The 16053-nt window shown below is 73.4% G+C and carries 14 protein-coding genes and 1 tRNA gene; 8 read left to right on the forward strand and 7 right to left on the reverse strand.

Features of this window, described 5'->3' with window-relative positions:
• Positions 1 to 2 precede the first annotated feature (2 nt).
• From GVV04_RS14545 to GVV04_RS14560, 4 genes are all read left to right on the forward strand, one after another.
• Positions 3 to 911, forward strand: a complete 909-nt coding sequence (locus GVV04_RS14545) for a bifunctional DNA primase/polymerase (RefSeq protein WP_161688512.1) — start codon at positions 3 to 5, stop codon at positions 909 to 911.
• Positions 908 to 2506, forward strand: coding sequence for a YfjI family protein (locus GVV04_RS14550; RefSeq protein ID WP_161688514.1), 1599 nt, complete (start codon positions 908 to 910; stop codon positions 2504 to 2506). Before GVV04_RS14545 ends, GVV04_RS14550 begins: the two co-directional genes overlap by 4 nt.
• A 531-nt stretch (positions 2507 to 3037) precedes the next feature.
• Positions 3038 to 3244 (forward strand): helix-turn-helix transcriptional regulator, encoded by a 207-nt coding sequence (locus GVV04_RS14555; RefSeq protein WP_161688516.1) that lies wholly within the window; start codon positions 3038 to 3040, stop codon positions 3242 to 3244.
• Positions 3241 to 4650 (forward strand): tyrosine-type recombinase/integrase, encoded by a 1410-nt coding sequence (locus GVV04_RS14560; protein ID WP_161688518.1) that lies wholly within the window; start codon positions 3241 to 3243, stop codon positions 4648 to 4650. The genes GVV04_RS14555 and GVV04_RS14560 overlap by 4 nt, the downstream gene beginning before the upstream one ends.
• A gap of 123 nt (positions 4651 to 4773) precedes the next feature.
• Here GVV04_RS14560 and GVV04_RS14565 read toward each other — a convergent pair.
• Positions 4774 to 4860: transfer RNA gene (locus GVV04_RS14565), tRNA-Ser, on the reverse strand.
• A gap of 489 nt (positions 4861 to 5349) precedes the next feature.
• On the opposite strand from GVV04_RS14565, the gene GVV04_RS14570 reads away from it, so the two are divergent.
• Positions 5350 to 6327 carry an NAD(P)H-quinone oxidoreductase gene (locus GVV04_RS14570; RefSeq protein ID WP_161688520.1) on the forward strand — a complete coding sequence of 326 codons (978 nt, stop codon included), beginning with the start codon at positions 5350 to 5352 and terminating at the stop codon, positions 6325 to 6327.
• Between the two features lie 7 nt (positions 6328 to 6334).
• On the opposite strand, the gene soxR is transcribed toward GVV04_RS14570, so the two are convergent.
• Positions 6335 to 6799, reverse strand: a complete 465-nt coding sequence (soxR, locus tag GVV04_RS14575; protein ID WP_161688522.1) for a redox-sensitive transcriptional activator SoxR — start codon at positions 6797 to 6799, stop codon at positions 6335 to 6337.
• Between the two features lie 46 nt (positions 6800 to 6845).
• Here soxR and GVV04_RS14580 point away from each other — a divergent pair, with 46 nt between their 5' ends.
• Entirely contained in the window at positions 6846 to 7559 is a 714-nt protein-coding gene (locus GVV04_RS14580; RefSeq protein ID WP_161688524.1) for a transketolase, read from the forward strand.
• Positions 7560 to 7567: 8 nt separating this feature from the next.
• Positions 7568 to 8455, forward strand: coding sequence for a transketolase family protein (locus tag GVV04_RS14585; RefSeq protein WP_161689378.1), 888 nt, complete (start codon positions 7568 to 7570; stop codon positions 8453 to 8455).
• 6 nt (positions 8456 to 8461) lie between these two features.
• On the opposite strand, the gene GVV04_RS14590 is transcribed toward GVV04_RS14585, so the two are convergent.
• The gene (locus GVV04_RS14590; RefSeq protein WP_161688526.1) at positions 8462 to 9169 is read right to left on the reverse strand and encodes a glycosyltransferase family 2 protein; all 708 of its coding nucleotides are present in this window, start codon (positions 9167 to 9169) and stop codon (positions 8462 to 8464) included.
• 124 nt (positions 9170 to 9293) lie between these two features.
• Between GVV04_RS14590 and GVV04_RS14595 the strand changes: the two genes are divergently transcribed.
• Positions 9294 to 11471, forward strand: a complete 2178-nt coding sequence (locus tag GVV04_RS14595) for a hypothetical protein (RefSeq protein ID WP_161688528.1) — start codon at positions 9294 to 9296, stop codon at positions 11469 to 11471.
• A 108-nt stretch (positions 11472 to 11579) separates the two neighbouring features.
• Here GVV04_RS14595 and GVV04_RS14600 read toward each other — a convergent pair whose 3' ends face one another.
• The 4 genes from GVV04_RS14600 to GVV04_RS14615 form a co-directional block, all read right to left on the reverse strand.
• Positions 11580 to 12089 (reverse strand): hypothetical protein, encoded by a 510-nt coding sequence (locus GVV04_RS14600; protein ID WP_161688530.1) that lies wholly within the window; start codon positions 12087 to 12089, stop codon positions 11580 to 11582.
• A 139-nt stretch (positions 12090 to 12228) separates the two neighbouring features.
• The gene (locus tag GVV04_RS14605) at positions 12229 to 13830 is read right to left on the reverse strand and encodes a glycoside hydrolase domain-containing protein (RefSeq protein WP_161688532.1); all 1602 of its coding nucleotides are present in this window, start codon (positions 13828 to 13830) and stop codon (positions 12229 to 12231) included.
• Between the two features lie 122 nt (positions 13831 to 13952).
• On the reverse strand, positions 13953 to 14921 hold the full coding sequence (locus tag GVV04_RS14610; protein WP_161688534.1) for a DUF2332 domain-containing protein: 969 nt from the start codon (positions 14919 to 14921) through the stop codon (positions 13953 to 13955).
• Positions 14922 to 15003: 82 nt separating this feature from the next.
• Positions 15004 to 15996: an aminoglycoside phosphotransferase family protein gene (locus GVV04_RS14615; RefSeq protein WP_328822391.1), complete on the reverse strand. Its 993-nt coding sequence runs from the start codon at positions 15994 to 15996 to the stop codon at positions 15004 to 15006.
• Positions 15997 to 16053: the final 57 nt, after the last annotated feature.

A 16053-nucleotide genomic window follows, 5' to 3' on the forward strand; every position in this document is an offset into this window, starting at 1 on the left:
CCATGCCCGACCTGCTCACCGCCGCGCTCGCTCACGCCGAACGAGGCTGGCTCGTCTTCCCGCTGCGTCCCGACGACAAGCGGCCCGCGTTCCCCGACCACCCCGCCGACGACTGCACCGGCCGCGACCCGCGCTGCCGCACCGCCGGCCACCACCTCGGATGGGAACCCCGCGCCACCACCAACCCCGACCGCATCCGCCGCGCGTGGTCGGCCCGCCCCTACGGCATCGGCCTCGCGTGCGGGCCGTCCCGCCTGGTCGTGGTCGACCTGGACACCCCGAAGAACCCCGCCGAGGCGGGCGGGCGTGACGGCCTGGCCGTGCTCGCCGACCTGGCTGCCGCGCACGCCGCCAACATCGAACCGACCTACACCGTCCACACCGGGCGGGGTGGCACCCACCTCTACTACCGGCACCCCGACAACGGGCCGGCGCTGCGCAACACCGCCGGCACCCTCGGCCCACTGGTCGACACCCGCGCCAACGGCGGTTACGTCGTCGCCGCCGGCTCCACCGTCGCCGGCCGCCCCTATGGCGTCGACCTGGACACCGACCCGGCAACGCTGCCCGCATGGCTCGGCGGGCTGCTCGCCCCGGCCCCGCTGCCACCGCAACGGCCGGTGCTGGTGGACCTGCCCACCGACCGCGCCGGGGCGTACGTGCGGGCCGCCGTCACCCGCGAGGTCCAACGGGTGACGGGTGCCGCGCCGGGCGAACGCAACCGGTCGCTGCACATCGCCGCCATCGCCCTCGGCCAGCTCGTAGCCGGCGGCGCGCTGACCGCCGACGACGTGCAAAGCGTGCTGGAACAAGCGGGCGTGACGGCCGGGCTGCCCACCGCCGAGGTGTACCGCACCGTCCGATCCGGGCTCACCGCCGGCTCCCACCGTCCCCGAAAGGTGGCCGCATGACCGCCGCCCGTCTCCACCTCGTCACCGACCCGGCCGACACCACCGGGCAGCCGACCGCGGGCGGCCCGCTGTGGGATGTTCCAGTGCCCTTGACCGGCCCCAACACCGCACCGCCACCATTCCCCGCCGACGTGTTCCCCCGCTGGCTCGGCGACATGGTCACCGGAGTCGCCCGGTTCACCCAAACCGACCCGGCCATGGCCGGCACCCTCGCCGTCGCCGTGCTGTCCGCGTGCGCCGGTGGCCGCCTGGAGGTAGAACCGGTCGCCGGGTGGCGGGAGCCGGTCAACGTGTTCGCCGCCGTCATCGCCGGCCCCGGCGAACGCAAGAGCCCGGTGCATCGGGCCATGACCGCACCGCTGTTCGCCGCACAGTCCACGCTCGGCGACGCGATGCGCCCCAGGATCGCCGAGGCAGCCGCGCTACGGGACATCGCCGACCGGCAGGCCGAGCAAGCCAAAACCCAGGCCGCGAAGGCCACCGACCCGGGCAAGCGCGATGAGGCATCGGCCGAGGCGGTCGCCGCCGCCATCGCCGCCGAGGCCATCACCGTTCCCACCCTGCCGAAACTCATCGTGGACGACGCCACCCCCGAAGCCCTCATCGGGCTGATGGCCGCCAACGGCGGACGGATGGCGATCATCAGCGATGAAGGCGGCATCTTCGACACCCTCGCCGGCCGGTACTCCGGTGCCCCGAACCTTGACCCGTACTTGAAGGGCCACGCGGGGCAGCCGATGAGCAACGAACGGCAGACCCGCGAAGGTGCCAGCGTCGACAAGCCGGCGCTGACAGTGTGCGTGATGGCGCAACCGACCGTGCTGCGCAAGTTCGGCGGAAACGCCAACCTCGCCGGCCGAGGACTACCGGCCCGGTTCCTGTTCGCCCTGCCCCGGTCGCTGGCCGGATATCGGTCCGTGGACACCGACCCGGTGCCCGAGCAGGTCACCGCCGGCTACACCCACCGCGTTCACGACCTGGCCGCCGCGCTCGCCGACTGGACCGACCCGGCCGTGGTCACCCTCACCGACGACGCCGGCCAAGTGCGGCGGGCCGCCGCCGAACAGGTCGAGACCGAACTACGCCCCGGCGGCACCCTCTACGACATGCGCGAATGGGGAAACAAGCTCTCCGGCGCGACACTGCGCCTCGCCGGGCTACTGCACGTCGCCCACCACCCCGCCGACGCGTGGCGCCGCCCCATCGACGCCGACCGGATGGCCGACGCCGTCCGGCTCGCGGAGTTCTTCGCCGCCCACTACCGGGCGGCGCTGACCACGATCGGCAGTGACACCGCGATTGAGAACGCCCGCTACGTGCTCGGCGTGCTCACCACCAAGGGCATGACCACCTTCACCCGCCGAGAGCTACACCGCCGCGTCTCCCGCCGGCTCCCGAAGTCCGAAGAGGTGTCGGCGGTGCTCACCGAACTGGCCGCCCTCGGATGGGTCCGCCACGCGCCGGACGGCCGCTACGAACTGCACCCCCGCGCCGTCGCCGAGGTATCCGAAAGCGTTGACACGCTGACAACCGCCCCATCCGGCGACGTTTCCGCAGCTCAGCTCACCCGCGAGGGTGTCAACGGGCCGCGTTAACAGCCGTTGACAGGCGTTGACAATCCAGCCGCCGGCCCTCCGGTGTCAACGGGTGTCAACGCCTGTCAACGGAGGGCGTTGACACCTCCACACCGGTCCTCACCTGCGAAAACAACCGCTCGCCGGCCGATTGTCAACGTGTCAACGCCTCCCGGCCCCTTCCCGACGCTCGCGGCCACCGGCCGACCGCTCGACGCCCCGGAACCGGCCCGCTGAGAGCCACGGAGACGGTTCCGCCTTACGGCCTATCCCGACCCATCCCGAATCTTGCGCCTACGGCGCTCTCGGCGGGTCGCTCTACGCCCTTCTGCATCGATGCCTCTCTGCTCTTCCGCCAAGAGCCCGCGCCGACCGAAAGGCACTCACCGTACGACTCAGGCTGCTTGGCACACCCCCTGAAACAGCCGCAGCGCTCAACCTCATCGCCCGAGCGCTGTCCATCCGCTCCGGCTCCCGGCCCTACCCCGCCCACCGATCCCCGGTGTTCCAGCACATCTACCTCGACGCCGCCCCGAGGAAGGACACCCGCCCATGACCACCCGCCGCACCCCGACCGGCAACCTGCTCACCCTCGCCGAAGTCCTGGACGAACTGCGCGTACCCCGATCGACCTTCTTCCGCTGGAAGGCCACCGGCCGCGCACCCCGAACCATCAAGTACCCGAACGGCAGCCTCTACGTGCGCCGCCGCGACCTCGACAACTGGCTAAACGATCACGAAGAGGGGGCAGCCGCTTGAGTAGCTACAACGTGCGCATTCACGCCATCCTGACCAACGAACTGTCCGGCAAGAAGAAGTCATATACGGTCCGATGGAGGGTTGCCGATAAGCCGTTCCGGAACACGTTCGCTACTCGGGCGCTAGCCGAGAGCTTCCGGTCGAAACTGGTTGTGGCACAGCGCGAAGGAACGGCGTTCGACGAAAAGACCGGGCTGTCCGAGCCGATGGCCCGCGAATTGAATAACCGGAATTGGTACGACCTGGCCGTTGCTTTCGTCGACATGAAATGGCCGCGCGCCGCAGCGACCCAGCGCAAGAGCATCGCTGACGCACTCACCACGGTTACGCCCGCGCTGCTCGCCACGTCGCGCGGCGCACCGGATCATGCGGAGATCCGTCACGCTCTCTACGCGTGGACCTTCAACAGGTCGCAGCGCGAGCGTGACAACGGCATGCCGCCGGCGCAGCTCGGCCCGGTCGTCCGTTGGCTCAGCGCGAACACGCTCCCGCTGGCCGAGGTGGCGAATCCGGCCACCATCCGGAAGGCGCTCGACCTGCTGACGACTCGGCTTGACGGCCGACCGGCCGCAGCAAACACCGTCGCAAGGAAGCGTGCCGTCTTTTACGGTGCCTTGAAGTACGCCGTAGAGCTTCGCTACCTCGACGCTCATCCGATGGACTTCGTCCAGTGGCGAGCGCCGAAAAACACTGATCAGATCGACCGGAAGGTGGTGGTCAACCCCAACCAGGCCGGGTCACTTCTCATGGCGGTCCGGAAACGCGATCCGCACTTGGAAGGCTTCTTTGCCTGCATGTACTTCGCCGCACTCCGACCCTCCGAGGTGATGCATCTACGCGCCGACGAATGCGAGCTTCCCGAGAACGGATGGGGCTGGCTTCACCTCAGCGGATCCACGCAGCAGGTCGGCGAGGATTGGAGCGACAGCGGCGAATCGTTGGAAGACCGGGAACTCAAGCACCGGGCAAAGAAGGCAACCCGCGACGTGCCGGCCTGCCCTGAATTGGTTCGCATCCTGCGGCGCCACCTACGGGAGCATTGCCGTAGCGCCAACGGCCGGATGTTCAACGCCGCCGGCGCTCGGCCGGCCCCGGTCTCCAAGAGCACCTACCTGCGCGTCTGGCGGCAGGCACGCGAGAACGCGCTGACGCCCGCCCAGCAGCGGTCATCGCTGGCGCACCGGCCGTACGACCTGCGGCACGCCGCCGTGTCGCTCTGGCTCAACGCCGGAGTGCCGGCTACCCAGGTCGCCGAATGGGCCGGGCACAGCGTGCATGTACTGCTGAAGGTCTACGCCTCGTGCATCGACGGCCAGGACGAGGCCGCGCGAAAGCGAATCGAGGGAGCGTTGAGCACCGACGAGCCAGGCACGGCCGAGAGCGAGCCAGGGAACGCCGACACGTAGACGACACGACCAGTGAGACACGACGGCCCCGAGCGAGACGAAGCGAGACCGACTCACGATTCACAGACACACCCCCTGGCCGGCGTTCGCGCTGGTCAGGGGGTGTTTTTGCTGTTCCGAGGGCGGAGGGTGTGGGATTCGAACCCACGAAGACATCGCTGCCTTACCGGTTTTCAAGACCAGCGCCATCGGCCACTAGGCGAACCCTCCCGGACCGCGCCCCGCAGGACGCGACCGCTGCCTAGTCTGCCAGAAGCCGGCCGGGGGGTGAGCCGCTGTCCCACCGTGGCTGAACCGGCGACCGGACGCGGGACACCACCGCCGTCGTGCTGACCAGCGAATCATGGCCGCCATCGGGTCCACAGTGGCCCAACTGCCGGCTCCCCCGCCCGGTGCACCCGCACACCCCGGCGTCGGCGATCACGCCGTGCTCGTGCCACAGCCGCTTGGCGACCTGTTCCGCCGGACGATCGTCGACGAGAGGGACCGAGGCTGGCACCCCGGACCGACGGCGACACCCCGGACCGACGACGACACCCCGGACCGAGGTCGGCACCCCGGACCGACGACGACACCCCGGACCCCCGAGGCGTCCCGGATCAGGCTCCGGCCGGTCGCCCCGGAGCCCGCCCCGCAGGAGACGGTGGACGAGATCCGGTCCGGGGGTGGACGGAGAGCAGGATCGGGTAAGACTGGGCCATGCACGCGATCACGATCCCGGAGCCCGGCGGACCCGACGCACTCGTCTGGGCGGAGGTGCCCGATCCGGAGCCCGGCCCCGGCGAGGTGGTCGTGCACGTGCGGGCCAGCGCGGTGAACCGGGCCGACCTGCTGCAACGGCAGGGGCACTACCCGCCGCCGCCGGGCGCGCCCGCGTACCCCGGGTTGGAATGCTCGGGGGTGATCGGCGCGGTCGGCCCGGACGTTACCGGGTGGGCGGTCGGCCAGGAGGTCTGCGCGCTGCTGGCCGGCGGCGGGTACGCCGAGCGGGTGGTCGTGCCCGCCGGGCAGCTCCTGCCGGTGCCGGCCGGCGTAGGCCTGGTCGACGCGGCGGCGCTGCCGGAGGTGGCCTGCACGGTCTGGTCGAACGTGGTCCGGCTCGCCGGGCTGGCGAAGGGCGAGACGCTGCTGGTGCACGGCGGCGGAAGTGGGATCGGCACCTTCGCCGTCCAGCTCGGTACGGCGCTCGGCGCGACGGTCGTGGTGACCGCCCGGGCTGCCAAGCACGAGCGGCTGCGCGAGTTGGGCGCCACACACACGATCGACTACCGGGAGCAGGACTTCGTCGAGGAGGTCCGGCGGGTCACCGACGGCCGGGGCGCGGACGTCATCCTCGACATCATGGGCGCTTCCTACCTGGCCCGGAACGTGGCCGCGCTGGCCACCGGGGGCCGGCTCGTGGTGATCGGCATGCAGGGCGGCCGGAAGGCGGAGCTGGACCTGGGCGCGCTGCTGGCGAAGCGGGCCTCGGTGGCGGCCACCGCGCTGCGGTCCCGGCCGCTGGCGGAGAAGGCGGCGATCGTCGCGGGCGTGCGGGATCAGGTCTGGCCGCTGGTGGCCACCGGGGCGGTCCGGCCGGTCGTCGACCGGCGGCTGCCGATGCCCGAGGCGGCCGAGGCGCACCGGCTGGTCGAGTCCAACGACCACGTCGGCAAGGTGCTGCTCACCCTCGGGTGACCCCGGGTCAGCAGTCGGCGCAGGCGGGCTGGTCGGCGGGGGGCAGCATGAGCCGGGCGCCGGGGCCCTCGCCCGACAGCTTGTCCTCCAGGTTGGAGAGGGTGCAGCGCTGCAACGACAGGCAGCCGCAGCCGATGCAGCCGTCCAGGTCGTCGCGGAGCTTGGTCATCAGCCGGATCTTCTCGCTCAGCCGGGCCCGCCACGCGGTCGACAGCTCCGCCCAGTCGGCGGCCGTCGGGGTGCGGGAGGCGGGCAGCGAGTCCAGCGCGTCGCGGATCTCCTCCAGCGAGATGCCGACCTGCTGGGAGATCCGGACGAACGCCACCCGGCGCAGCTCGGTGCGGGCGTACCTGCGCTGGTTGCCGCTGGTGCGCTCGGCCCGAACCAGGCCGAGGCGCTCGTAGTAGCGAAGCGCAGACTGCGCGACGCCGCTGCGCGACGCGAGCTGGCCGATGGTCAGGGATTCCTTCATCACGTCGCCTTGAGTTGAAGGGGACTTCAACTTGCAGGCTAGCGGCATGACTGTCATGAGCGCCACCACACGGGCCGCCGAAGGTGGCCCACCCGCACCGCTCGGGCCCCTGCTGGAGCGAATCCGCGCAGGTCGGGAGTTCGGCCCGAACGTGTACTCGACCCTCGACGTCCTCCAGGTGCTCTACGACCGGGTACTGCGGATCACCCCGGCGACCGTCGACGACCCGGACCGGGACCGGTTCCTGCTCTCCAAGGGGCACGCCGTCGCCGGCTACTACGCCGTGCTGGCCGCGAAGGGCTTCGTGCCCGTCGACTGGCTCGACGACCAGGACGGCCCGGACAGCCTGCTCGGCGAGCACCCGGACCGGCTGCTGGTCCCCGGGGTGGAGATCGGCTCCGGCTCGCTCGGCCACGGCCTCGGCCTGGGCGCGGGCACCGCGCTCGGGCTGCGGGCCCAGGGCCTGACGACCCCCCGGGTGTACGTCCTGCTCGGCGACGCCGAACTGGACGAGGGGTCCAACCACGAGGCGATCGCGTACGCGGGCGCGGTCCGGCTGGCGAACCTGACCGCCGTGGTGATCGACAACGACTCGGCCAGCCATGGCTGGGACGGCGGAATCGCGGCCCGGTTCACCGTCAACGGGTGGACCGCCGCGACCGTGGACGGGCGCGACCACGACGCCCTCTACGACGCCCTCACCGGGCAGGACGGGAGCCGGCCGCACGTGGTCGTCGCGGTCGTCCGGGAGGGAAAGTGACCATGATGATGCGGGACGCCTTCGTCGACACGACCACGGCGCTGCTGGCCGAGCAGCCACGCACCGCGCTGGTGCTCGCCGACATCTCGGCCGCGTTGTTCGCCCCGGCCGCCGGGCGGCACCCCGACCGGGTGCTCAACGTAGGCATCCGGGAGCAGTTGATGGTGGGGGTGGCCGGCGGGCTCGCGCTGACCGGGCTGCGGCCGATCGTGCACAGCTACGCCCCGTTCCTCGTCGAGCGGGCGTACGAGCAGATCAAGCTGGACCTGGACCATCAGGGCGTGAGCGCGGTGCTGGTCGGCATCGGCGGGTCGTACGACCGGGCCGCCGCCGGGCAGACCCACCGGTCCCCGGCCGACGTCGCGTTGATCGACACCCTGGCCGGCTGGACCGTGCACGTGCCCGGGCACGCCGGCGAGGTGCCCGCCCTGCTGCGCGCGGCGGTGGCCGGGGACGGTCCGGCGTACCTGCGGCTGTCGACGCTGGGCAACGACCGGCCGCGCGGCACGGACGGGTCGCTCGCGGTGGTGCGGGACGCGGGGCCGGGTGCGCCGCTGCTGGTGGCGGTCGGGCCCATGCTGGACGCGGCGCTGGCGGCGGTGGCCGACCTGAAGGTGACGGTGGCGTACACCCACCGGCCGCGACCGTTCGACGCGGCCGGGCTGCGGGCCCTCGCGGGGGCCGAGGTGATCCTGGTGGAGCCCTACCTGGCCGGGACGTCCGCCCGGCTGGTCGGTGACGCCCTGGTGGACCGGCCGCACCGGCTGCTGTCGCTCGGCGTGGGCCGGGAGGAACTACGGCGGTACGGCTCCGCTGCCGACCACGCCCGCTGGCACGGGCTGGACGCGGCGGGCCTGCGCCGGGCGGTCAGCGCCTTCCTCGAAGCGGGGCGCTGACCCGGGTCAGCGCTGCGGGCTGTCGACGGGACGGCGGCGGGTGCGCTCCCGGCCGAGGATCCAGATCGCCTCGACGCCGTCCTTCCAAGTGATCTTCTTGCCCTCCTCCCGGCCCCGCGCCCGGTAGCTGATCGGCACCTCGTACGGGCGGATGCGCCGGCGCAGCAGCTTGCCGGTCACCTCCGCCTCCATGCCGAAGCCCCGGGAGCGGACGTCGAGGGAGCGGTAGAGGGCGACCGGCATCAGCTTGAAGCAGGTCTCCAGGTCGCCGATGTACGAGTTGAACAGCACGTTGGCCGCCATGGTGACGCCCTTGTTGCCCATCACGTACCAGAAGCTGTACGCGCTGTGGCTGCCGAAGGTGCGGTTGCCGTAGACCACCGTGGCGCGGCCGTCGAGCACCGGGTCGAGCAGCTTGGGAATGTCCTGCGGGTCGTATTCCAGGTCGGCGTCGAGGATGACCATGTACTCGCCGTCGGCGTTGTCGACCGCCGTCTTGATGGCCGCGCCCTTGCCGGCGTTGCGCTGGTGGGTGATCACCCGCAGCCGAGCGTCGTCGGCCCGGCCGAGGATCTCGCCGGTGCCGTCGCGGCTGCCGTCATCGACCACGACCATCTCGATCTCGCACGGGTAGTCGACCGCCAACGCCTGCTTGAGGGCATCCGCGATGCGTTCTTCCTCGTTGTAGACCGGCATCAGGATCGAGAGCTTCACGGGAATCTCCACGGTGGCGGCGACACGTCGGCCCCAGCCTAGCCTGGCAGGTCAGCGCGACGGGGTTCACCACCGTCGGGCGTCGAGCACGGCACATCCAGCCAGATGGTGTTTACTTCGCGCCATGTCGGCAGCCGGCTCCCTGCTCGTGGCGGCCCCATTCGCCGCCGTCCTGTCGCTCACCGTGGCGCTGCGGCCGCGCGGGACTGACGCGATCGCCCCGTTGCGCCTGGCAGTGGTCCGGGCCGCCGTGGTCACCGGCGCGTTCGCGGTGCTGGCGGTGGAGCTGCTCGGGGCGCTGCGCCTGCTGACCCTGCCCGCCTTCGCGGTCGCCTGGCTGGTCTTCCTCGCCGTCGCCGCCGGGGCCGCCGGCTGGCGACGTCGCCGCGACGACGCGTCGGGGGACCCGGCCGCCGCCGCCCGCGCCGGCCTCGCCCGGCTGGCCGGCCGGTGGCGTACGGCGGGGCGGGGCGAGCGGCTGCTGGCCGGCACGGTCGGCGGGCTGGTCCTGGTGGAGCTGCTGATCGCGCTGCTGGCCGAGCCCAACAACTTCGACTCGCAGACCTACCACCTGCCCAAGGTGGAGCACTGGGTGGCCCAGGGCGGCCTGGAGTTCTGGCCCACCGCGATCCACCGGCAGGTGACGATCCCGCCCGGCGCGGAGTACCTGCTGCTGCACCTGCGGCTGTTCACCGGCGGCGACGCGCTGCACAATCTGGTCCAGTGGGCCGCCGGGGTGGGCTGCCTGCTGGCCGCCACCCGGATCACCGCTCAGCTCGGCGGGGGGCGGCGGGCCCAGCTGCTCACCGCGTTCGTGCTGGCCACCACCCCCATGGTGGCGCTCCAGGCGACCAGCACCCAGACCGACCTGGTCTGCGCCGCCTGGGTGGCCTGCGTGGCGACCCTGGCGCTGGACGGGCTGCGCCGGCGGGCCGGGGCCGGCACGCTGCTGCTGCTCGGCGCGGCGACCGGGCTGACCGCGGTGACGAAGACCAGCGGGCTGATCGGGGTGGGCCCGCTGCTGCTGCTCTGGGGCATCGGCCAGCTCCGACTGGCGTTCCTGGGCGGCCGGACGGGCCGGGTACCCGGCGACGCCCCGGGCCGGCCGGTGCTGGTCGGGGTCGGCGCGGCCGGCAGGGCTGGGGCGGTCGAGGGCGGAGGCCACCCGGCGGCCACGACGGGGGTGCCGCCGCGCGGCGGCGTCGCGGATCGCCGGGCGGAACCGTCCCGGGCGGCCGGGGTGGCCCGGACTGCGGCCGGATCACTGCTGGTGCTGCTGGTCGCCCTGGCCGTGGTCGGGCCGTTCCTGGCCCGGGTGCAGGCGGAGTTCGGTCACCCGCTGGGCCCGCCCCGGCTGCGCGAGTCGATCCCGATGGAGCGGCACGACCCGGCGTCTGTCCTGGTGAACGCGCTGCGCATCGGGCACACCGCGCTGGACACGCCGCTCGCCCCGGTTCGCGCCAGCACGGCCGAAGCGATCATGGAGGGGTCCCGCGCGATCGGGGTGGACCCGCAGGACCGGGCCATCACCTTCGGCCGGGAAACCTTCCCGGCGCTGGCCTGGTACCCGGACGAGGACCGGGTGGCGTTCCCGCTGGCCGGCACGCTCGCCCTGGTCGGGGCGGTGCTGGCGCTGGCCCGGCCGGCCCGGGTCGCCCCGGCCTCGGCCGGGGCGCTGCGGGCGTACGCCGTCGTGGTGGTGGCCGCCGTCCTGCTGCACACGGCGATGATCAAATGGCAGCCGTGGGGGAACCGGCTGCTGCTGTACGCCCTGATCCTGGCGACCCCGCTGGCCGGCCTGTGGCTGGACGCGCTGTTCCGTCGCCGGCTCGCGTCGGGCCGACGGTCGGTGGCCGCCGGCCTGGCGGCCACGGTGCTGGCCACCTCCGCGCTGGCCGGGGTGCTCGCCCTGTCGTACGGCTTCCCGCGCCGGCTGGTCGGCACCGGATCGGTCTTCACCACCTCGGAGTGGGACGCCCGATTCCTGCGCCGGCCACAGTGGGCGGACGAGTTCCGCGGGGCCGCCGACGCGGTGCGGGCGTCCGGCGCCCGGCGGGTCGGGCTGGTGCAGCAGAACGACAACTGGGAGTACCCGTGGTGGCTGCTGCTGCGCGACGCCGACGGCCGCCCGCCCGAGCTGGTGGCGCTGGAGTCGGTGCTGCCGGACCGCCCGCCGGCCGCCCCCGCCTCGACCGACGCGATCGTCTGCACCGGCAGCCGGGCGGCCTGCGTGAAGCTCGTGCCGGCCGGCTGGGCGCTGACCTGGCGGGGCTACGTCGGCTACGCCCTCCCGCCCAGCTGATCCGAGCGAGGTGGGCGGTGGCGGTGGCGCCGTCCCGGGCCGGTCCATGGTTGCCGAACCTCGACGCCAGGGCGTGTCGGGCCGCGTTCGAATCGGGCAGAAAACCGCTCAGCGGGCCACAACGGGCCGCAACGCGGTGGGGCGGGCGGCGGCCGGGGCGTCGCCGATGGTGGCCACGATCCGCTCCCGGGCCGTCCGGAGCCGGGTCCGGAACGCGTGGTGCAGCATGGTGTCGAGCTGCCACACCTGCCTCGGGTGCTGGGGCCGGATGACGAACCGCTCCCGGACGCCGTCGATGGCGGTGGCGGCCAGCTCGACCGCGGGCAGCCGGGGGTCCGGGCTCCACGTGACGTCGCTCAGCTCACGCAGTTCGGCGTTGAGGTGCAGGCACAGGCGGTGCAGCACCCGGGTCTGCCGGATGACGACGAGGCGCCGGTGGGTCAACAACAGGAGGTATTCGTCGACCGGGCGTCGCGGCCCGCTGCACCGGGTCACCAGAATGGTGGCGTCGCCGTCGCCGACGCAGCGGCGGAAGATCGGCATGTGTCGGCTGACGGTCTGCGCCGCCAGCCCGGTGTCGGCGGCGGCGGGCAGGAACGTTCGGGAGAAGACGTCCATGCCCTGCCCAACGACAGGGGCGACGGAGTGACATGGGTCACGGCGGACTTGCGGAACTTCCACGTTCCGGCGGCCCACCGGGGGCAGCGGCCCGGCGCCGGCCGGGTGCCGGTGATGGCGGGCACCCGACCGGCTGTGCTCAGAGCAGCGGTTGCATGGGCCCGAAGCCGGAGCCGAGGCGGGTCGGCGGCAGCCAGGCACCGCCGTCCCAGACGTAGCGCAGCAGGTTACCCGTCGAGGTCTGCACGGCGACGAGGTCCGGCCGGCCGTCACGGTCGAAGTCACCGGGCTGGACCAGGTCACGCATGCCGCCCCAGCCGGTACCGGCCGGCAACGGCGCGCCGAACCCGTCCGCCGCGCCCGGGTGGACCAGGAGGCGGCCGGTGGCGGTCTCCCGGGCGAGCAGGTCCGGCCGGCCGTCGCCGGTGAAGTCGTTCCCGCCGGCCAGCTCGTCCATCGCGTTCCAGCCGTCGGCGGCGAGCAGGACCCGGGTGCCGAACGTGCTGCCCCGGCCGGGATAGAACCAGAGCGCGCCGGTGGACGTCTGGACCGCCACGAGGTCCTGGTAGCCATCGCCGTCGAGGTCCCCGACCGGGGTGATCTCCCGGACGGAGTTCCAGCCCGCGCCCAGCTTGACCCGGCCGGTGATGCCGGACCCGGTCCCCGGGTAGAGCCACAGGTACCCGGTCGACTTCTCGCGGGCGACGACGTCCTCGCCACCGGCCCGGTCGAAGTTCCCGGGCCGGACGATCGCGTCCATGCCGTTCCAGCCGGCGCCGAGGGTGACCCGGCCGCTGAGCGTGGTGCCGTTGCCTCCGTAGACGTGCAACTGCCCGGTGGCCGGATCGCGGTACGCCACGTCCGCCCAGCCGTTGCCGGTGAAGTCGGCGAAGCGGGCGGCCGGCAGCAGAGCCAGGTCGAGGTGGTCGCTGTCGATGTTGAGGGTGACGCCACCCCACGTCTCGTGGTGGTCGCCCTGGTACTGCTTCATCCGCCGCCCCGGCGCCCAGAACGACTCCGGAATGGCCGGGTCCGTCACCGTGGCCACCCCGTCCCAGCGGGCGAAGTCCAGGTAGTCCGGGCCGGCGTGGGTCGGCTGCTCGTGGGCGTCGACCTGGTCGGTCACGGCGCCGGTACCGACCTTGCCGTAGAGGCCGGAGAGGTAGCCGTTGTCGTGCAACCGGATCGTCCAGGCGTTGACGAAGGCGTTGACCGCCGCCGTGCACGCCGCGTCGCCGGTCGGGTAGGTCTCCATGTCGTAGAAGACGGTGCTGTCCGGCGCCAGCCCGAGGTCGCGGGCCCGGGTGGCGGCGTCGTCCGCCGCCGCGCGGCCCTGGGTCGCCGCCTGGGCCGGGTCGATGGTCCGGCTGTACGTCGAGCACGGCGCCTGGAGACCGACGTACAGCGGGAAGAACCGCCAGCCCGCCGCCGCCTGGGTGGCCACCCAGTCCTTGGTCAGGTTGGCCTGGGCGCAGCCCCGGTTGACCCCGCCGATGTAGATGCCGAGCGCCCGGTACGGCGAGGCGAGCCACGCCTTCATGGTGGCGCTCGACGGCGCGGCGCAGGTGTCGAAGCCCTGGCCGGTGAACGCGCCCGGGTGCGGGCCGGTGTAGCCCGCCGCGGCGGCCGGCCCGGTGGTGCCGGTGAGGGCGATGCCCGCGCCCAGAACCGTGGCGGCCGTGGCGGCCAGGGCCCGCCGGACGCCGCGCCCGAACGCGGGCGCAGAGAAGCTGTTCGTCACGTGTCCCCGATCTTTCCCCGTGCAGGAAGCGAGCCGGCGGGCGGACCCGGACAGTCCTCGCGCAGCGCCGGCGCCCCGATTGTTCCGGGCCCCCGGCGGCTTTGTCGAGATCGGACGGCGGTTCAGCCGGTGAGCCCGTGCAGGGACTGGCCGTGCGGACCGGACCAGGCGACCGGACGGCCGTCGAGGGAGAGCAGGAAGCGGGTGGCGTCGGCGGGCGGCGGCGCGGGGGTGCCGGCGGGCGACGGCAGCACCCCGGCCGCCTCGTTGGCGATCCAGTGCCCGGGCAGCCCGGCGACGGTCCGGGTGAACCCGACGCGGGCCACGGGCGACACGTACGCCAGGACGGCGCTGTGGAACACCACGAGGGTGGCCTCCGGCGGCGCGGCGGCGGCCAGCGCCGGCAGGTCCGCGAGCAGGTCCCCCCGCCGCAGCAGGGGCGGGTCGGCGCGGGCGACCCGGGCGGCGGCGGTCAGCCGGTCCCGCCGCCCGTGCTGCTCGGGCCAGACCAGGGCGGTGAGCCAGCTCAGGTCGTCCGGGTCGGTGACGTCCAGCGGGTTCAGGTCGAGCCCGGCCCGCCACACCACCTCCGGCACCCGTTCGGGCAGCGCGACGTCACCCGTCACCGCGCAGGTGAGCCATACCGGGCTCGCGTCCGGGCCGACCAGGTGGTCCGCCGCCCCGGGGCGGACGTAGCGGTACCGGTAGGCATCGGGGTACAGGCAGAGGCCGGCGGACGCGCCGACCTCCAACAGGGCCAGGGGCTGCGGCAGCCGGGCCAGCAGCGGCAGCAGCACGGCGCACCGGGCGGCCTCGTTGGTCTGGGTCCGCCGGGCCCGCACGGTCGCCGCCACCTCGGCCCAGTGGTCGGCCGTCCAGCGCCGGAACGCCGCCGGGTCGTCGACCGGGCCGCCGAGGTGGCGTACGGCACCGAAGAGCAGATTGGGCTGCCGCTTCGGTTCGGGTAGGCCGTCAAGGAGGGCGATCAGCCCGGGGTCACCGGCGACGGCGAGGGCCAGCCGCTCGTACGTGGGGGACTCGCCCCGGGCCTCGCGCTCGCCGAACGCCCGGTACCACCGTGCCGTGTCCATGCGGGCAGCCTCGCCCGGGGCGCACCGGTGCCGCCATGACGGGTGCCACACTCCCCGCCGCAGCCTGTCCGACCGGTCCCGGCTACAGCATGTCGGGCTCGAACAGCTCGGCGAGCCAGCCGGGGACCGCCTCGGCGTATTCGGCTCGGGCCGGGTCCGGGGTGGACAGAGCCCGCCGCCAGGACAACGACCGGCTGACCTTGGCCACGGTGACCGCGAGGGTCGCCGCCTCCCGCAGGTCGGCCCGGTCGTGCCGGTCGGTCCAGGCGTCGAGGTACGCGTCCCGCAGCCGGGCCAGCACCGGGTCGCCGGCCGGCAGCTCGAAGGTGCCCGCGACCGAGTTCAGCGTCACCAGAAGGGTGCCGAAGGGATGGGCCAGCGAGGCGTCGCCCCAGTCGAAGACGCGGTGGTCGGCCGCGAAGATGTTGCCGTCGTGCAGGTCGTCGTGCTGCACGACGACCGGTACGCCGAACGATGCGAGCCGGCGGCAGCGCGCCTCGAACTCCGGCACGAACGCCCGCAGCCGCTCGTGCGTCTGCGGGGTCAGGCCGTCCGGGGCACCGACACGCATCGCATCGCGGTCGTCGAGCAGCCCGGCGAGCAGGCCCGGCATCGCCTCCGGGCGGTGGTCCGGCACGCCGAGGGCCAGCAGTTCGCCGGCCCGCGGCACGGTCGCGCGCTGAAGCGCGGCGTACCCGGTCAGGACGGGTTCCCAGGCGGCCGGGTCACGGTCCCGGGCCAGCGCGTCCCGCAGGGTCTCCCCGCCGTCGGGCAGCAGCGTCCAGCCCCGCTCGGCGTCCACCGCCACCGGCTCGGGGACGCGCCCCGGGGAGATCCGGGCCAGCGCGCCGAGCAGTCCCGCCTCGAAGCGGGTGCCGGCGTTGTTGGCCTTGAACCAGTACGGGCCGGCGTCGGTGGGCAGCCGCCAGACCAGCGACCAGGGCCGGAGCCGGGCCTGGACCGGGCCGGTGATCCGGCGGCCGGCCCTGCCGAGGTGGTCGGCGACCCAGGCGTGGGCCAGGTCCTGCCACCGCTGGTCGGACCAGTCGGCGGGCTGCGTCGGAGAGGCGGTCACGGTGGGCAGACTAGGGGCCGCGCCGACACGGGGCGAGGAGATTTTCCCGCCGCCCGG

The sequence above is a fragment of the Micromonospora rubida genome, assembly GCF_009908295.1.
Lineage (GTDB): Bacteria > Actinomycetota > Actinomycetes > Mycobacteriales > Micromonosporaceae > Micromonospora > Micromonospora rubida.